Genomic DNA, 15,671 nt, shown 5'->3' on the forward strand with positions numbered 1-15,671 from the left:
GTTACCGTGCTGGACCCATCGATTGCCGTTCTTGGCGTTATACCGGCGCACGCAACAATGCAATGATGCTGTCATGCCAATCACGCTGTGTACTGCGCTCATGCTTTCATCCTTTTTTTTCGGGTCGCTCACGTTGTTGGCTTGGCTGGCAGCAGTCAGTTTGCTTGCCGGTGTGATCAAAGGGGTCAGCGGTTTCGGGGCAGCGCTGATCATGGCGCCCTTGTTTGGCCTGTGGCTAACGCCGTCCCATGCCAGCGCATTGGTGATACTGCTGCATGCAGCAACAGCGTTACAGGGCTGGCGCAACTGGTCCCGGCTAGTACGCTGGAAGAGCGTGACGCCGCTGGCCCTGGTGGCCTTGGCATGCACCATGCTAACAACGCGCCTGTTCAATGATGGCGATAACACGCAAGTGCATCGGCTCATGGGCGCAGTGGTCATTCTGCTGACGCTGCTGCACGTGGGCGGCTGGCGCTGGCGACATCAGGGTGGCGTCGCAGCCACGCTGAGCGCCGGCCTGGCCAGCGGTGCCATGACGGCTTTGGGGGGCATGGGCGGCGCGCCCGCAGTGTATTACTTCAGTGGCGGACCTGGGGGCAAAGCGGAGGACCACCACGTTACGGCGCGGCTACGCGCCAACTTGCTGGGATATTTCTGCCTGCTCTTCGTGGGCGCCAGTCTGATTCTAGGGTTGCAGCGGCATATCAATGTGGCCGTGCTGGCGAGCAGCGCCGTGCTGGTGCCGGTGTTTGCTGCCGGGGTGTTGATCGGCGAACGCCTTTATCGGCACTTGCCGGCTTGCTGGATCAATTTCACGGTGACTGCCTTATTACTCGGTTCTGGATTGTTGTCCTTGCTGCGTTGAATGCGTAGCGTGTTCTTGGGTAGGTCGTAAGCAATGGAGCTTGCTTTGTTCATGAGCGTGCGCGACGTGCCATTTTTTAAAACTGATTTGTCGTCAAGGATCACGAGGGGATGCACCATGTCGGTCAATAAATTTCATCCGATCACCGGATCGGTCATGCCACGGTTTGCCGGCGTTGCCTCGCTCATGCGTCTGCCGCTGGTAGGGCTGGAAGACCAGATGTTTGATGAGGTCGATATCGGCCTGGTCGGCGTGCCGTGGGATGGCGGCACCACGAATCGTCCTGGGGCGCGCCATGGTCCGCGCCAGGTGCGGGATGCCTCGACCATGGTACGCAACGTCAATCGTGCCAGCGGCATTAAGCCGTTCTCCCTCTGCAATTGCGCTGACCTGGGTGACTCGCCGGTGAACCCGGTTGACCTCATGGACTCACTGGCGCGCATTGAGGGTTTCTTTGGACGCCTCAAGGCAGCCGACATCGTGCCGCTGGCGGTGGGTGGGGATCATCTGGTGAGCTTGCCGATCTTGCGCGCACTGGCCAAGGAGGGGCCGGTCGGCATGGTGCACTTTGACGCCCATACCGATACCTGGGATCGCTATTTTGGCGATTTCAAATATACCCATGGCACGCCATTCCGCCGCGCCATCGAGGAAGGCATCCTGGATCCGAAACGTACTGTGCAGATCGGCATCCGGGGCGCCTTGTACAACGACGCCGAGGATACGTGGGGGCAGGAGCAGGGCGTGCGTGTGATCGATATCGACGAGTTCCACGAGATGGGCGTCAAGGCCGTCATCGCCGAGGCGCGGCGCGTGGTGGGGGAGGAGCCGACCTACATCAGCTTTGATGTCGACGCGCTTGATCCGGTCTATGCACCGGGAACCGGGACGCCCGAGATCGGCGGCCTCACCACCCTCGAAGCGCAGCATCTGATCCGTGGCCTGCAAGGGCTGAACCTGATTGGCGGCGACGTGGTGGAAGTCTCACCACCCTTTGACCCCACCGGTGGTACTGCCGCTGTGGCGGCTACGCTGATGTTTGAAATGCTGTGCGTGATTGCCGATAGCGTCAGTCATCGCGCAAGAAGATAAGAAATCAGCCTTGCTGCTTCTGCTTTTCATTGCTGTCTTTTTTTGTGTGCTTTAACCCTTCTCTTAAGGATGTTGCCATGTTCGATGCCTCCATCATCACCAAAAAAGTTCGTCTCGGTCTGTGCCTTGCCAGCCTGTTGTTCGGCGGGATGACTGCCATTTCCGCCAACGCGCAGACCGCGGTACCGAATCAATTGAAGGTTGGCCTGGAAGTGGCCTATCCACCGTTTGAATCCTACGAGGGGGACAAGATCGTAGGCTTCGATCCCGAACTGACCATGATGCTGGCGCGTGCCATGAAGCTGCAACCCACCTTTGTCGATACCAAATTCGCCAGCCTGATTCTGGGCCTGGGCGCTGGCCAGCATGACGCTGTCATTTCCGGCCTGTACATCACGACCGAGCGCCTGGCCGTGGCCGATGCCGTTCCTTATGCCAAATCGGGCGCACTGATTCTGGCGTCCAAGGATGGCGTGATGCCGAAAAGTGAAAACGATTTATGCGGTTTGAAAGTCGGCCTGCAAGCCGGCACCAGCTGGGTAAAGAAGCTCAAGGATCTGTCGACCGATTATTGCGCCCCCAAAGGCAAGCCCGCCGTCGATGTCCATGAGTTCCCGACCGCCCCGGAAGTCTTGCAGGCGTTGCTGTCGAAAAACATCCAGGCCCAGATAGAAGTGGCCGCCGTTGCCAAGGCCTTTGCTGAGAAGAGCCGGGGAAGGGTGGTGATCAGCTCGCCATCGCAGATCTACATGCAGACATTGGGGGTATTCGTCAAGAAGGGCAACGTCGCCTTGAAGCAGGCGTTCGAGGCTGGCATGGTGGCCATCAAGAAATCCGGCGAATATGACGCGTTGATCAAGAAGTATGACCTTGGCGCGGTGGATATCAAGTAGTCCCTGCATCCCCCATCCGGAATAACCTGCACTGCCCACGCCGAGGATCTTATGCAACTGGATTGGCCGTATTTCTTTTCTCTCTTTTCCATGGGAGCCTTCTGGCGTGCGGTAGTCACTGTGGTGGAGCTGGCTGCCCTGTCTTGGGGTGTGGCCCTGCTGCTCGGATTTTTTGTCGCCAGCGCACAGCTATCGGCCTTGCCGTGGCTGCGACTGCTGGCGAGGTGGTATGTCTGGTTTTTCCGCAGCGTGCCTTTGCTGGTGTTGGTGGTTTTCGTTTTCAACCTGCCGCAGCTGCTGCCATCGACGGGCTGGTTCTTGTCGGTTCCGTTCGTATCCGGCCTGCTTTCGTTGGTGTTGAGCGAGACCGCCTACATGGCTGAAATCCATCGCGGCGGTTTGCTGTCGGTATCGAAAGGGCAGCGCGAGGCGGGACGTGCACTGGGTTTCGGCTATTTCGGCATCCAGACGCGCATCGTGGTGCCGCAGGCGTTTCGCATTGCCTTGCCCACGCTGGTCAATGAATACGTCACTATCGTCAAATTGACGTCGCTCGTGTCGGTCATTTCATTGCCGGAATTGCTGATGACCGGCCAGCGTTTGTACGCGCAGAATTTCCTGGTGATGGAAACGCTGTTGGCGGTGGCGGTCTATTACGTCCTGATCGTTTCGGTCTTCAGCATAGGCTTTCAATGGCTCGAAAAACGCCTTGATATGCAGAGCCGCCAGCCCAGGACGCTCAGCGAAGAACAATGTGCCCAATTGCGGGCACGACCGGCGCTTGCCGTTTCCGGCCAGGTGGCTCAACGCAGGCAACCGGCATCTGGCGCCCCGCTGGCCCTGGAGTTGCACGGTATCGAAAAGAGCTACGGGCCGCAAAAAGTGCTCAAGGGCATCAGCCTGACCGTGCGCAGCGGCGAAGTCATCAGCCTGATCGGACCGTCCGGTTCCGGAAAAACCTCGCTGATCCGCACCATCAATGCCCTGGAGTCCATCGACCGTGGCGAGATCATTCTGTTTGGCGAAGCTTATATCCGCGCCGGCGAAGACCTCAATTCCGGTCAGGTAAGGACCGGAATACGCCGCATCGGGATGGTGTTTCAAGGTTTCAACCTGTTCCCGCATCTGACGGTACTCGACAACATCAAACTGGCCCCCGGGTATCACCATCCGAAAGACAGCGCGCTGCATGAACAGGAAGCGCTGCAGCTGTTGGAAAAGGTCGGATTGCTGGCACATGCCTACAAATATCCGCATCAGATGTCCGGCGGTCAGCAGCAGCGCGTGGCAATCGCCCGTGCGCTGGCCTTGCGGCCGGATGTGATGTTGTTTGATGAACCGACTTCGGCACTTGATCCGGAATTGGTTGGCGATGTGCTCAAAGTGATCCGGGACCTTGCCAAGGAGGGGATGACCATGCTGATTGTCACGCACGAGATGGATTTTGCGCTCAGCATTTCTGATCGCATTCTCTTCATGGAGGGCGGACATGTTCAGCTCGATATGGCGCCGGATGTATTGCGGGATGAACAGCAGGGCGGCGAGGCCTTGGCGCGTACTCGCAGATTCATGGGGATCGCTGCCTGAATTGCCCGGACATCTTTGTTATGCGACAGGTTTATATACGTCAGCCAAATCACACAAGTCCCAATTGCCACCAGTCAATACCGCACAGACTTTCTCATCCGGCCTCACGCTGAGACCACCCGCCAGCAACGCCCCGATACCAATCGAGGCTGCCGGCTCCGCAATGAGCTTGGCATCTTTTGCCAGGATACGCATCCCCTCGATAATGTGCTCATCCTCGACGAGAACGATCTCGTCCACATACTTTTCTATGATGGGGTAGGGATTTTGTCCCGGGACACTGATCCTGAGCCCATCCGCGATGGTATTTTTCAGAGGTAGTGATGTTCTTTGCTTGTTGATGCGGCTCTGATAGTACTTGGGTGTAAGAGCGGGCTCTGCTCCGACCACCTTGATGGAGGGGCGGGTTTCCTTAAGCGCAGTCGCAATCCCGGAAATCAAGCCGCCCCCACCCATGGGAATGATGACGGTATCCACATCTGGCAAATCATCGATGATTTCGCACCCAATGGTGCCTTGCCCGGCCATCACCACGGGATCTTCGAATGCGTGCACCATTACATAGTGATTTTCCGCGGCGATCTCGGCAACCTTCTTCCAACGAGCTGCCGTATCGCCGTCGAACAAGATAACTTCCGCACCCAGTGCTTGCGTGTTGGCGATCTTGATTTTCGGGGTAGTCACCGGCAACACCAGGAGCGCCTTCACGCCGAGCATCCTGGCGGCATAAGCCAGGCCTTGCGCGTGGTTGCCCGAAGAGGTCGCAATGATCCCATTGGCAATCGCTTCCCTCGGCAGCGATAAGGATTTGTTCAGTGCACCTCGAATCTTGAAAGCGCCCGTGATCTGAAGTGTTTCGGGTTTCAGATAGAGTTCGCAGCCAAACTGTTTTTCGATCTTCTCTGCGCGAAGCAAGGGCGTATGCCTGATATGGGGAGAGAGCCGTTCGCGCGCTTGGTGAATGTCTTGGAGAGTGGGATATTCATGCATGAAGTAGATTCCTTTTTTCGCTGCAAAGAAAATGCGAAGCGAACTTACTCAATGAATTCAAAGAACTCACCGATCTTGTTGACGACGGCGTTCTGGTAGATTTTCGTAGCTGTCGTATTGTCCTGGATGGCCATGCCGGTGGAATCGAAAATCGTGATTTCCTCATCGTTCTCCCGGCCTGGCTTCCTGCCCAGCAGAATCTCCCCGAGCTCACCATGAATATCATTCATGGTGATGATCTGTCGTGTCAGGGGATGCCAGCTCTCTCCTTTTTCACAGCACTGTGCAGTGGAGTCATGCACGATCTTGGCGTGCTTGAATAATGCGGGATCCAGCTCCTGTTTTCCTTGCTGATCAGCGCCGATGGCAATGATGTGTGTACCCGGCTTGACCCACTTGGCTTCCACCACCGGGCCAGTGCCGCGCGTGGTGGTAACAAGAATGTCCGAACTTGCGACCACATCTTGTGCTGAGCTAGCAAGTGCCACAGGAAGACCAAAATCACGCTCGATATCCGCCTGGAAGCTGGCCATTTTTTCTGCGGTTCTACTCCATGCCTTGATGCCCTGAATATCGATGACTTCGCGCAGAGCACGAATCTGCATCCGGGCCTGCTGCCCAGTCCCGATTGCACCAATTACCTTGGCATCCTTTCTTGCCAGCACTTTGGCGGAGACCGCCCCGGCAGCGCCAGTTCTGAGTCCGGTGACCAAACTTCCATCCATGACGCACATCAGGGCGCACGATCTGGCATCAAACAGGAGGATGGTCCCCATGCTGCTGGGCACACCATAGAGTTTGGGATTATCGGGAAATGCCCCCGAAGAACTCTTCATGGAAATGACTTCGTTACCCTCGTAATAGCTCAGCTTGAAGTCGATTTCTCCTCTCGGTGCAGGAAGATGGATACCGGTATAAGGAGGCTGCATTACGCTGTTTTCACTGAATGCCCGATAAGCCTCTTCGACGGTACCAATCACCTCCTTCATGGAGATCAATTTGCGAACTTCCTCTTTCTTCAGCAATAAGGTGCGCATCAATACTCTCTTGAATACCAAAACTCATTTCACAGCATTGAAGTGATGTGCCAGCAAACGGTGCAGCATAAAAATACTGCACCGCTTTTTCAGGCAACGACACGATCTGAATCAGGCATCCAGCCAAACATATTCTGCGCAGGTGTAGTTCATGAATGCTCCCAGTGGAACGGGAGTGATGCCCTTCACCTTGGTGTTGACGCCTTCGAGGTTAATGATGAAGACGGGAATGCCGATGCCGCATTTCTCATGCACGAGGATCTGCATGTCGGCATACATTTGCTTTCGCTTGTTGAAATCGGTCTCTCCACGTGCGGCGACCAGCAACTGATCAAACTGTGCATTTTTCCAGCCCGACTCATTCCATTGCGCATCGGACTTGAATAACTGCGTAAACAAAATGTCCGCACTTGGGCGCGGATTGATATTGCCGAAGCCCAACGGCACCTTCATCCACTGGTTGGACCAATAGCCATCAGGAGGTACGCGTTTGACATCCAGTTTCAACCCAATTTTCTGCGCACTTTGCTGCATCAGCACGGCGATGTCGACCGAACCGGTAGCCGCTGCCGACGCCACGAGAGGGATAGTGCTACCCAAGACGCCTGCCTTTTGCAGGTGGAACTTGGCCTTGTCCGGATCGTAGGGGCGCTGCGGCAAACCAGGGAAATAAAAACGGTTGGTCGGATCGATAGGTTGATCATTGGCGGTCACGGCGTAACCACGGAAGGCGGCGTTCTTGATTTGCTCCCGGTCCATCAGGTACTTCATTCCCAAGGTGAAATCCATGCTATTGCCGGGTGCCACATCCTGACGGATGACCAGATCGGTATAGAGCCCCGTTCTGGTCTCTATCACGGTATAGCCTGAGGTCGTCCTGACGCGCTCGGTAGAACGGGCATTCACGTCATTGATCCAATGCACATCGCCCGATAGCAAGGCATTGACCCGGGCGGCCTCATCGGGGATGCCAAAGACTTCAACCTCATCGAGATAGGGCATTCCCGATTTCCAGTAATTTTCATTGCGCACGCCAATGGTACGCACTCCCGGCGTGAACTCCTTGACCTTGAACGCGCCAGTTCCATTGGGCGTGCGGAAGTCGGTCGTGCCGTCCCGGATGATCAGGAATTGCGCCGTGGACAAGATCACAGGCAGGTCGGCATTGGCACCTGCCAGTTTGATCTGCACTTCATTGGGCCCTGTCGCTTTGACCGACTCGATCTGATCTGCCACGACCTTGACCTTGGAGGCCACAGCCGGGTCTTTGTGACGCATCAGTGAATACACGACGTCGGCCGGGGTGAACGGTTTGCCGTCGTGAAAAACGACATCTTTACGTAGCTTGACGGTCCAGGTAATGGCATCCGTAGTCAGCAGTTCTTCGGCCAGCACCATTTGCGGGCCGAGCTTGCTATCGAGCTTGGTCAGTCCGTTATAGAACAGATTCACACGCGTGTAGTCAGTGGCGTGTGCCGCCTTGGCAGGATCGAGGGTGTCGGCGGTGGAACTGGTTTGGGTGGCCATGCGGAGTTTGCCGCCGCGCTTGGGTGTCTGTGCCATGGCGCCACTGCTCACCGCCATGAGGCTGGCCGATCCCAACGTCAAGAGACTCCCGGCCATCAGGGTGCGCATCATGTCGCGACGCGTGAAGCCATCGCGGAGGCCGCTCCCTGACTCAGCTGCTGCAGTCAATTCATCGGAGAAGAATCGCTTGTTTTCCTGATTACTCATGAAACCCCCGTCATCAAAGTTGAACTACGAAATTACGGAATGGACCTCGCTGCTATTGGTGCGGCTTACCGCTTATGGACAACGATCTCTCCCTAAAACGTCATAGGTTCAACTGGAGTCCCCGCCTGATCCTCAGGATTACAACACGGCGAAATTTATTGTTTATGTCGATTTATGTGATGGCTGAGGCAGGAATGTGTGTTTAGGGCGACCTCATCAGCAGAATTTGCCGAGCGATGCAACAAGCCTTATTGATAGCCCCAGAATGGGGCATCCTCCCAAAAATGGACTTGCCTTTCCTTATTGCTCTGGCGAAAAAGAACATCCACGCATTTCTTCACAAGGCCCGCGCCGGGCCGTACTGCGGCAGAAGGTTATGGTGGCAATCAGCTGGATGATTAGCGAAAGCGTGTCTCCACTATCGCGCGTGTCGTCAGACTCATGCCGCTTCCCTGCAACATCTTTCCTGCAGCGGCAAACCAGGCCGCGCCCATGCGCAGCGCCACCAGCAGGTAGAGCTGCAGGTTGATGAGGGGGCGGCCAGGCTGAAGGTGAGGCCGCTGCCATAGCTGACCAGGAAGGCGGCTCCGGCGACCTGGCCGATGATCAGACCCAGGCTGTGCAGCGGTTGCGCACCGGCCCACGTGAAGGCATAGCCGAGAGGGCGCGGGCAGACGAAGGAGCGGTCGGGAAGGTTGGCGCAGTGATCATGGTAATACCGATATCAATCGTTGATAACGAATGCATCGCCACTGTCTGCTGTCGCTGTCAATCGCTATAAAGACGCATGGTAAAAGATTCGTTGCGGTGCGGCGATGACATCGAACGTCAATCTGAGTTGCTCAATGCAGGCCCAGCTGCCAGGACTGCCCTTGGCTCCATGCCGACCAAAGCTGCTGATAAAGCGGGCAGCGGCGTAGCAGTTCGGCATGGCTGCCGCAGTCGATCACCTTGCCCTGATCCATCACTACCACCTGGTCTGCCGCGACCGCGTGATCCAGGCGGTGCGCCACCATGATGGTGGTGCGTCCTGGCAGCAGCTCACGCAGCGCGCAGCGGATGGCGTGATCGTTTTCAGCATCCAGCGCCGAGGTCATTTCGTCGAACAGCACGACAGGCGCATCCTTGAGCAAGGCGCGGGCGATGGTGAGTCTTTGCTTTTGTCCGCCGGAGAGATTGCGCCCCCATTCAGCCAGCTGGGTGTCGGCTCCATCCGCCATCGCATCTACGAAAGCTTCGCACTGGGCGGCGCGCAGAGCGGCGCGTAGTTGCTCCGGCGTGGCGTGACGGGCGCCGGCTGCGATGTTGCTGGCGATGCTGTCCTGGAACAGCAAGCCATCCTGGAACACCATACTGATGCGCGCCAGATGGTCGCCCAGCGCAACCGCGCGGATATCCTGACCGTTCACCAGGATGCGACCAATGCTGGTGTCGTGGAAGCGCGCCAGCAGTTGCAGCAGGGTCGACTTGCCCGCGCCGCTGGGGCCGACGATCACGGTGGTCTTGCCAGCGGGAAAATCGAGATCGAGATTGTGCAGCAGCGGCTCGCCATGCCGGTAACCGAAGCTGACCTGCTCCAGCCGGATCTGCGCCTCTCCCGCTGCCACCTCCGCGTGGCCGTCGGGAAGAGCGGGATGGGCCAGCAGGGCGGCATGAGCGGCCATGGCTTCCTTGCTGGCCAGTGCCTGGAAGCGTTGCGCCAACAGCGATTCTATGGGCTGGCTCAGGGTGCTCAGCACCGCCAGCACGATGAGCAGTTGGGCGCCGTCGAGATGGCCGTCCAGATAGCGCCATCCGGCAAAGCTCAGGGCGGCTGCCATCACCAGGCCGAACAGGCTGTTGGAGATCAACAGGCCTGGCGCCAGCTTCCAGCTCGTGCGTTGGTAAAACTGTCGCAGTTGCTGGTTGTGCTGGGTGAATCGCTGCTTGATGCGGGCATCATCCTGGTAGGCGCGCAGTACCGGCATGCCGGCGCTGAGTTCGCCCAGATGGCGCGAGACCTGTTCCAGCTGCGCCTGCTGCTGCCGTGCGCTGGTCAACATCCTGCGCCCGATCTGCTCCAGCATCAGTACCGCTACGGCCAGCAAGACCACGACCAACAAGGCCAGCGTCAGGTCCAGCCACCCCAGCGCGCCGATCAGGGCAGTCAGCAGCAACGCGTTGCTGATCTGCTGGGCGATCCCGAAGGAAGAAAATTCTTCCACCCAGCGCAGGTCATGCACGATGAAGCGCGACAGGCGTTCGCTGGGAAAAGCGCTTGCGAGCAAGCCCAGTGGAACCCTCATGGCGTGGGCGACCAGGTTGGAGCGCAATTGCCCGGTGATGCGATAGCCCTCCATGAACAGTGCAGTCTGCGCCGAGGAAGTCATCAGCAGCCGCAGCAGCGGGCAGGCGCACGCCAGCAGCACCGTCCAGTAAGGTGGTACTGCCTGCGCCCCGCGCAGCAGGCTGCCCAGCAAGATGGCCGCGCAGAGATAGGGGATAGCGCTGAGCAGACCATCCAGCATCATGATGCACAGTGCACGCAGGTAACGTCGCCGTTCCTGGACGGGGGTGTTGCCGAACCAGGTGTGGACAATCTGGTTCCAGCTCAGGGTCTGTCGGGTCGTCATGAGAGGGCGGGAGAAGAGGGTTCGGAGGTTGGCTGCGCGGGCGTGATGTCGTGGGCGTGCTGCATTCGCCACAGGCTGGCATAGCGACCTTGCTGCTGCAGCAGTGCGGCATGCGGGCCTTGCTCGACCACGCGTCCTTGTTCCAGCACGACGATCTGGTCGGCGTGCGCAATGCTGCTCAGGCGGTGCGCGATGACCAGTACGGTCTTGTCGGCGGCCAGGGCCGAGAGCGCCAGTTGGATGCGATGTTCATTGAGGGCGTCGGCCTGGGACGTGGCTTCGTCCAGCAGCAGGATGGGCGCATTCTTGAGAATGGCCCGGGCGATGGCCAGACGTTGTTGTTCGCCGCCCGAGAGCAGCGTACTGCCCTGCGCCAGCACGGTCTGGTAGCCCTGCGGCAGCGCCATGATGAACTCATGCGCCTGTGCCGACCGCGCCGCTTGGATGACTTCCTCCTCGGTGGCGGCAGGTTTGCCCAAGCGGATGTTGTCGGCAATGCTCATGTCGAAGAGCTGGTTTTCCTGGAAGATGCAGGTGATGTTCTGGCGCAATGCCTCGCGCGTATAGTCGTTGATGGGCCGCTCGCCCAGCAGGATGCGGCCGCTGGTCACATCCCAATGACGCAGCAAGAGCTTCACCAGCGTCGATTTGCCCGAACCGCTGCCGCCGACCAGTGCGGTAGTGGTGCCGGGATGCAGGGTCAGGCTGAGATTGTCCAGCACCGCCTGCTGGTGATAGGAGAACGAAACCTGCTCGCAGCGGATGGTGATTTTCTCGGGCAGGGACGTGTGGCTGCCCTCGCTCTGTTCAGGAGCGCCCAGCAACATGTCCAGGTGTTCGAAGGCTTGCTGCTGCTGCACGAAACGGTTGGAAAAACCGGCCAGCTTGGTCAAGAGGTTGCCCAGCCCAGGCGTGAAGAAGACAAAGAAGCACAAGGTGGCCAGGTCCAGGCTGCCCTGCTGGTGCCACCACAGGCCCAGCGGCAGCAGCAACAGCAGCGGTGAGCTCACCAGCACCTGCATCACCAGATTGGGCAGCAGCGCGCCACGCACCCAGCGATGGGCGGTGCCGACATAGTCGCCATTGGCTTCTTCCACCCGGTCCTGCATGGCGGCCCCGCTGTTGAACAGTCGTGCGGCGGGCATGGTGCGCAGGATCTCGGTCATGGCCTTGAACAGCTTGCCCTGGTTGAGATAGAAGTCCTGGGCAATGTCATGCCGCTTGCGCATGAGCAGCATGCAGGCCACCATCCCCAGTACCAGGCTCGACAGCGAAGCCAAGCTGAGTCGCCAGTCCACTGCGAAGAGGGCGGCGATGACGATGAGCGGTGCAATGAAGTGCGAAGTCAGTTCCGGGATCAGATGTGCCAGACCATCTTCGAGTTGCTCGACGTCGTCGATCACCACCTGCCGGATTTTCTGTGAAGAATGGTCCTGGAAAAAGCCCAGTGGCACATTGACCAGCCTGGAGAGCAACTGGCGACGCAGCTCGGTCTGGATGTCTGCCGCCATCAGGTGCGAGCTCACCTGGCTGGCCAGGAAGCACAGCCGCCCCGCCAGCGTCCCGCCAATGAGCCAGCCCACCAGGGCAATGAGGCGGTCCTGGTCGAGTGACGCATGCAGCAGCGCCAGGCTGAACTGGTAGGCCACCAGGTTGGGCGTGAGGCTCAGGATGGCAGCAGCAATGCCGGCCAGCGTGGCGATGAGCAGGGGACCTGGTCTTGTACGGGTCAGCGCCAGCAGTCGGGAGACTGCGCCGGGCGCAGGGGCAGCGCGCGCTGCAGAAGCAGAGGCGGCCTCAGGAGGGGCCGCATCAGATGGGGGCAGAGGAGTCGCTTGCACGGCAGAACCTTTCTTGGAATCCGGCCTGCTCAGGCGGCCAGCCAGTGGTTGGCCTGGGCCAGCGCGGCATCCTTGTCGGCTACGATCTTGTAGGGATAGGGGGAGCGACTGGACATCACATAGATCAAGGCCTTGCGCCAGAAGGCATTGCGTTTGCGCTCGTCAGGCTCGATGCGCACTGCGCCCAGGCACCACTTGCGTTGTTCGGCCAGGGTGCGCTTGCTCCACTGTGCATATAGCTTCATGAAATGCGCAGAATCGCGCGGCAGCTCCGCCCCGGAAAAGATCAGAACGAATTTCGCGCCACGCGCCAGCACGGCGTCGAGCTGCGCAATGACGCCGTCGGCGTCGGCGTCGCTGACATGATCGGGCATCTGGTAGTGGACGATGGGCCAGTCGTGGGTGCTGATGATGCTCATCTCGTTTTTCCCTTCTTGTTCGTGAGGTGCGTTGACGTTTTTGCCGTGGATGCCTGGAGGGCGTGCGAGCGATACTATCAAATTTGGATGCAAATGCGAATCATTATTGTTATTATCTGGCTCGCTGCAAATCGTCGTAATCATTTAACCGTGAACTTTTTGATACCAGGAAGGTGTTGCGTAGCGTTAGAGGCCGATGTTCTGGAGCGGGGTGTCATCTGTGCCACCTCGCGTAATTTGCCGGGGGAGGACACTGGCATGCGGACCTCAATGGCGGCATCGGCGCGAAATCTGTTCTTAGCCTTGTTTCTTGCCCGTGAACAGTGGAGAGAGGATTGCATTGGCGTGCTGGCATGCCATCACGGTCATCTCAAGACACCTGCAGGTACGAGATTAAGGACAACAAAAACATGTTCCAAAGAAAGCCGATCTATATGGCCCTCACCGGGGCGCTGACTCTGTATTCGCCGGTGGGCGTGGCGCAGGAGGTTGCTTCGCAAGGGGCCGCCCTACCCGAGGTGACGGTGCAGGCAAGCAAGCAGGGCAAGACCGAGCAGAAGATCAACGGCTCCACCAGCGTGGTCTCAGGTGCGACGCTGGAGCAAGCCAACGTCAGCCGCACCGATGATCTGCAACGCGCCTTGCCTGACCTGTATTTGCCGCAACAGGGCAACAGCGCTTTCATCACCCCGTCGTTGCGTGGCGTGGCCTCCCTCAATACCTACAATCCGGCCGTGGTGATGTATGTGGACGGTGTGCCGCAGTTCGTGACAGCGCAGTCGCAGCTGCTTACCAATGTGGAACAGGTGGAACTGCTGCGAGGCCCCCAGGGCAGCCTGTTTGGCCGTAATGCCGCCGCCGGGGTGATCAATATCGTCACGCGCCAGCCTGACAATGAACTGGCCGGCCATGTCGAAGGTGGGTTTGGCAACCGTGGCCGCCGCACCACCACTGCTTCCATCTCAGGACCGCTGGTCAAGGACTCCCTGTATGGCGAAGCCGTGATTGCTTACGACAGCGCCGACGGCTTCCTGCGTAGCCTCTCCAGTGGGCAGGACAATGTGGGCATGCGCGAGGATGTGGCCGGCCAGGTCAAGCTGCGCTATGCCCCCGTGGGCGGGCCGCTGGACGTGCGTTTCATGGCCAGCCATGAGTGCGTCCGCTCTGCCGAAGACAACTACGTCTCCTACACCAATTTCAGCAACCGGGTCATCCTGGACGGCAACTCCGTACCGGGGCTGGCTACGATGAACTCCTATATGAAGCGCTGTATCGACAACATGTCGCTGAGCGCCGATTACGACTTCAGCGACTATCGCCTCAGCCTGGTCACGGCCCGCAACAAGGTCGATATCCGCGAGCGGCTGCTGGGTGCGCAGGGAAAGTCCATGCCCGAAAGCCAGGAGAGTCTGTCGCAGGAAGTCCGCTTGGCCACCCGCGGCACGGGCCGTGCATGGGATGGCGTGGTGGGCGCCTACTTTGAACACGGTCGCTACAAGCAGCGCAGCAGCTACGTGCTATTCCCGACCTTCGGCACCGACCGCTCGCAGACCACCACCGACTCGGCCGCCGTGTTCGTCGACGGGACCTGGCACGTTACCCCGCGTTGGGATGTCAGCGCCGGTGCGCGCCTGGTGCAGGACAAGGCCGAGACCTCCGGGGTGCTACCCATCGAAGGGGTGGCTGCCTATGCCGCCAGCACCAGCAGCAACAAGGCGCTGGGCAAGTTGAGCACGGGCTATCAGCTCACACCTTCGCTGCGTTCCTACGCCAGCCTCAGCCAGGGTTACAAGCCGGGCGGCTACAATCTCCAGCCGACCAGCGCCAACGACAGCCGCTCCTATCGTCCCGAGACCTCGCTGAACTATGAGATGGGGCTCAAGTTCAACACCCCGGACCAGAAGGTCAGCGCCCGTGCCGCCGTGTTCCAGATCGAAAGCCGCAATACCCAGCTGTACCAGGGCATCGTCGGCAGCCAATACCTGACCAACGCCGGACAAGCCCGCTCTCGCGGCATCGAAGCCAACCTGTCGGCTGAAGTGTTGCGCAACTGGACGCTGGGCCTGGATGCGCAGGTGGTCGATTCGATCTTCACCGACTATCGCGTCAACAGCAGCACCGACTACACCGGCAACAAGCTGCCCTTCGTGCCCCGCTATATCCTGGCGGCCAGCCTGAGCGGCCGCATTGCAACCGACGTGGGCATGGTACGTCCGCGTGTGGCAGCGCGCTACATCGGCCAGCAGCAGTTCGATGCGGCCAATAGCCTGAAGCAGCAGGGCTACATGCTGGTGGATGGCCAAGTGTCGTGGCGCGCTACCAGCAAGCTCGATGTGAGCTTCTACATCAACAATGCCTTCGACAAGCGTTATCTGAACTATGCCGCTACCACCAACGGACTGAAGTTCGCTACCCTGGGCGAAGGCAGGGAGTTCGGCGTGAAGCTGCGTTACGATTTCTGAGCGGAGTGCAGGGCCAGTTGCGCAGCGTAGTCGTGGCGTGATCACTGGTCTAAGCAAGTAAAAAACAGGCAAAGGTGCAAGCCTTTGCCTGTTCTTGTTTTGTTGTTGATATTCCGTTTCTATCTTTGTCTTGATCGAT

11 protein-coding genes are annotated in these 15,671 nt (G+C 58.8%); 5 read left to right on the plus strand and 6 right to left on the minus strand.

The window, feature by feature from the left end:
• Positions 1–73: 73 nt before the first annotated feature.
• From CEJ45_RS07325 to CEJ45_RS07340, 4 genes are all read left to right on the plus strand, one after another.
• Positions 74–865 carry a sulfite exporter TauE/SafE family protein gene (locus CEJ45_RS07325; RefSeq protein WP_088754502.1) on the plus strand — a complete coding sequence of 264 codons (792 nt, stop codon included), beginning with the start codon at positions 74–76 and terminating at the stop codon, positions 863–865.
• A gap of 117 nt (positions 866–982) precedes the next feature.
• Complete coding sequence (speB, locus tag CEJ45_RS07330; protein ID WP_088754503.1) at positions 983–1,957, plus strand: agmatinase; 975 nt, start codon at positions 983–985, stop codon at positions 1,955–1,957.
• A 77-nt stretch (positions 1,958–2,034) separates the two neighbouring features.
• The gene (locus CEJ45_RS07335; RefSeq protein WP_088754504.1) at positions 2,035–2,850 is read left to right on the plus strand and encodes a transporter substrate-binding domain-containing protein; all 816 of its coding nucleotides are present in this window, start codon (positions 2,035–2,037) and stop codon (positions 2,848–2,850) included.
• A gap of 51 nt (positions 2,851–2,901) precedes the next feature.
• Positions 2,902–4,437, plus strand: a complete 1,536-nt coding sequence (locus tag CEJ45_RS07340) for an amino acid ABC transporter permease/ATP-binding protein (protein WP_088754505.1) — start codon at positions 2,902–2,904, stop codon at positions 4,435–4,437.
• Positions 4,438–4,455: 18 nt separating this feature from the next.
• Here the strand turns inward: CEJ45_RS07340 and CEJ45_RS07345 are convergent, their stop codons facing one another.
• The 6 genes from CEJ45_RS07345 to CEJ45_RS07370 form a co-directional block, all read right to left on the minus strand.
• Positions 4,456–5,427: a threonine ammonia-lyase gene (locus CEJ45_RS07345; protein ID WP_088754506.1), complete on the minus strand. Its 972-nt coding sequence runs from the start codon at positions 5,425–5,427 to the stop codon at positions 4,456–4,458.
• Positions 5,428–5,471: 44 nt separating this feature from the next.
• The gene (locus CEJ45_RS07350) at positions 5,472–6,464 is read right to left on the minus strand and encodes an ornithine cyclodeaminase family protein (protein WP_088754507.1); all 993 of its coding nucleotides are present in this window, start codon (positions 6,462–6,464) and stop codon (positions 5,472–5,474) included.
• A 111-nt stretch (positions 6,465–6,575) separates the two neighbouring features.
• On the minus strand, positions 6,576–8,198 hold the full coding sequence (locus CEJ45_RS07355) for an ABC transporter substrate-binding protein (protein WP_088754508.1): 1,623 nt from the start codon (positions 8,196–8,198) through the stop codon (positions 6,576–6,578).
• Between the two features lie 842 nt (positions 8,199–9,040).
• The gene (locus CEJ45_RS07360; protein ID WP_088754509.1) at positions 9,041–10,810 is read right to left on the minus strand and encodes an ABC transporter ATP-binding protein; all 1,770 of its coding nucleotides are present in this window, start codon (positions 10,808–10,810) and stop codon (positions 9,041–9,043) included.
• Positions 10,807–12,651 carry an ABC transporter ATP-binding protein gene (locus CEJ45_RS07365; protein ID WP_088754510.1) on the minus strand — a complete coding sequence of 615 codons (1,845 nt, stop codon included), beginning with the start codon at positions 12,649–12,651 and terminating at the stop codon, positions 10,807–10,809. Before CEJ45_RS07365 ends, CEJ45_RS07360 begins: the two co-directional genes overlap by 4 nt.
• A 29-nt stretch (positions 12,652–12,680) precedes the next feature.
• The gene (locus tag CEJ45_RS07370) at positions 12,681–13,070 is read right to left on the minus strand and encodes a hypothetical protein (RefSeq protein ID WP_088754511.1); all 390 of its coding nucleotides are present in this window, start codon (positions 13,068–13,070) and stop codon (positions 12,681–12,683) included.
• Between the two features lie 410 nt (positions 13,071–13,480).
• Here CEJ45_RS07370 and CEJ45_RS07375 point away from each other — a divergent pair, with 410 nt between their 5' ends.
• Positions 13,481–15,532 (plus strand): TonB-dependent receptor, encoded by a 2,052-nt coding sequence (locus tag CEJ45_RS07375; RefSeq protein WP_158214902.1) that lies wholly within the window; start codon positions 13,481–13,483, stop codon positions 15,530–15,532.
• Positions 15,533–15,671 lie beyond the last annotated feature (139 nt).

This window comes from Herbaspirillum aquaticum, assembly GCF_002213425.1.
Taxonomy (GTDB): Bacteria; Pseudomonadota; Gammaproteobacteria; order Burkholderiales; family Burkholderiaceae_D; genus Herbaspirillum; species Herbaspirillum aquaticum.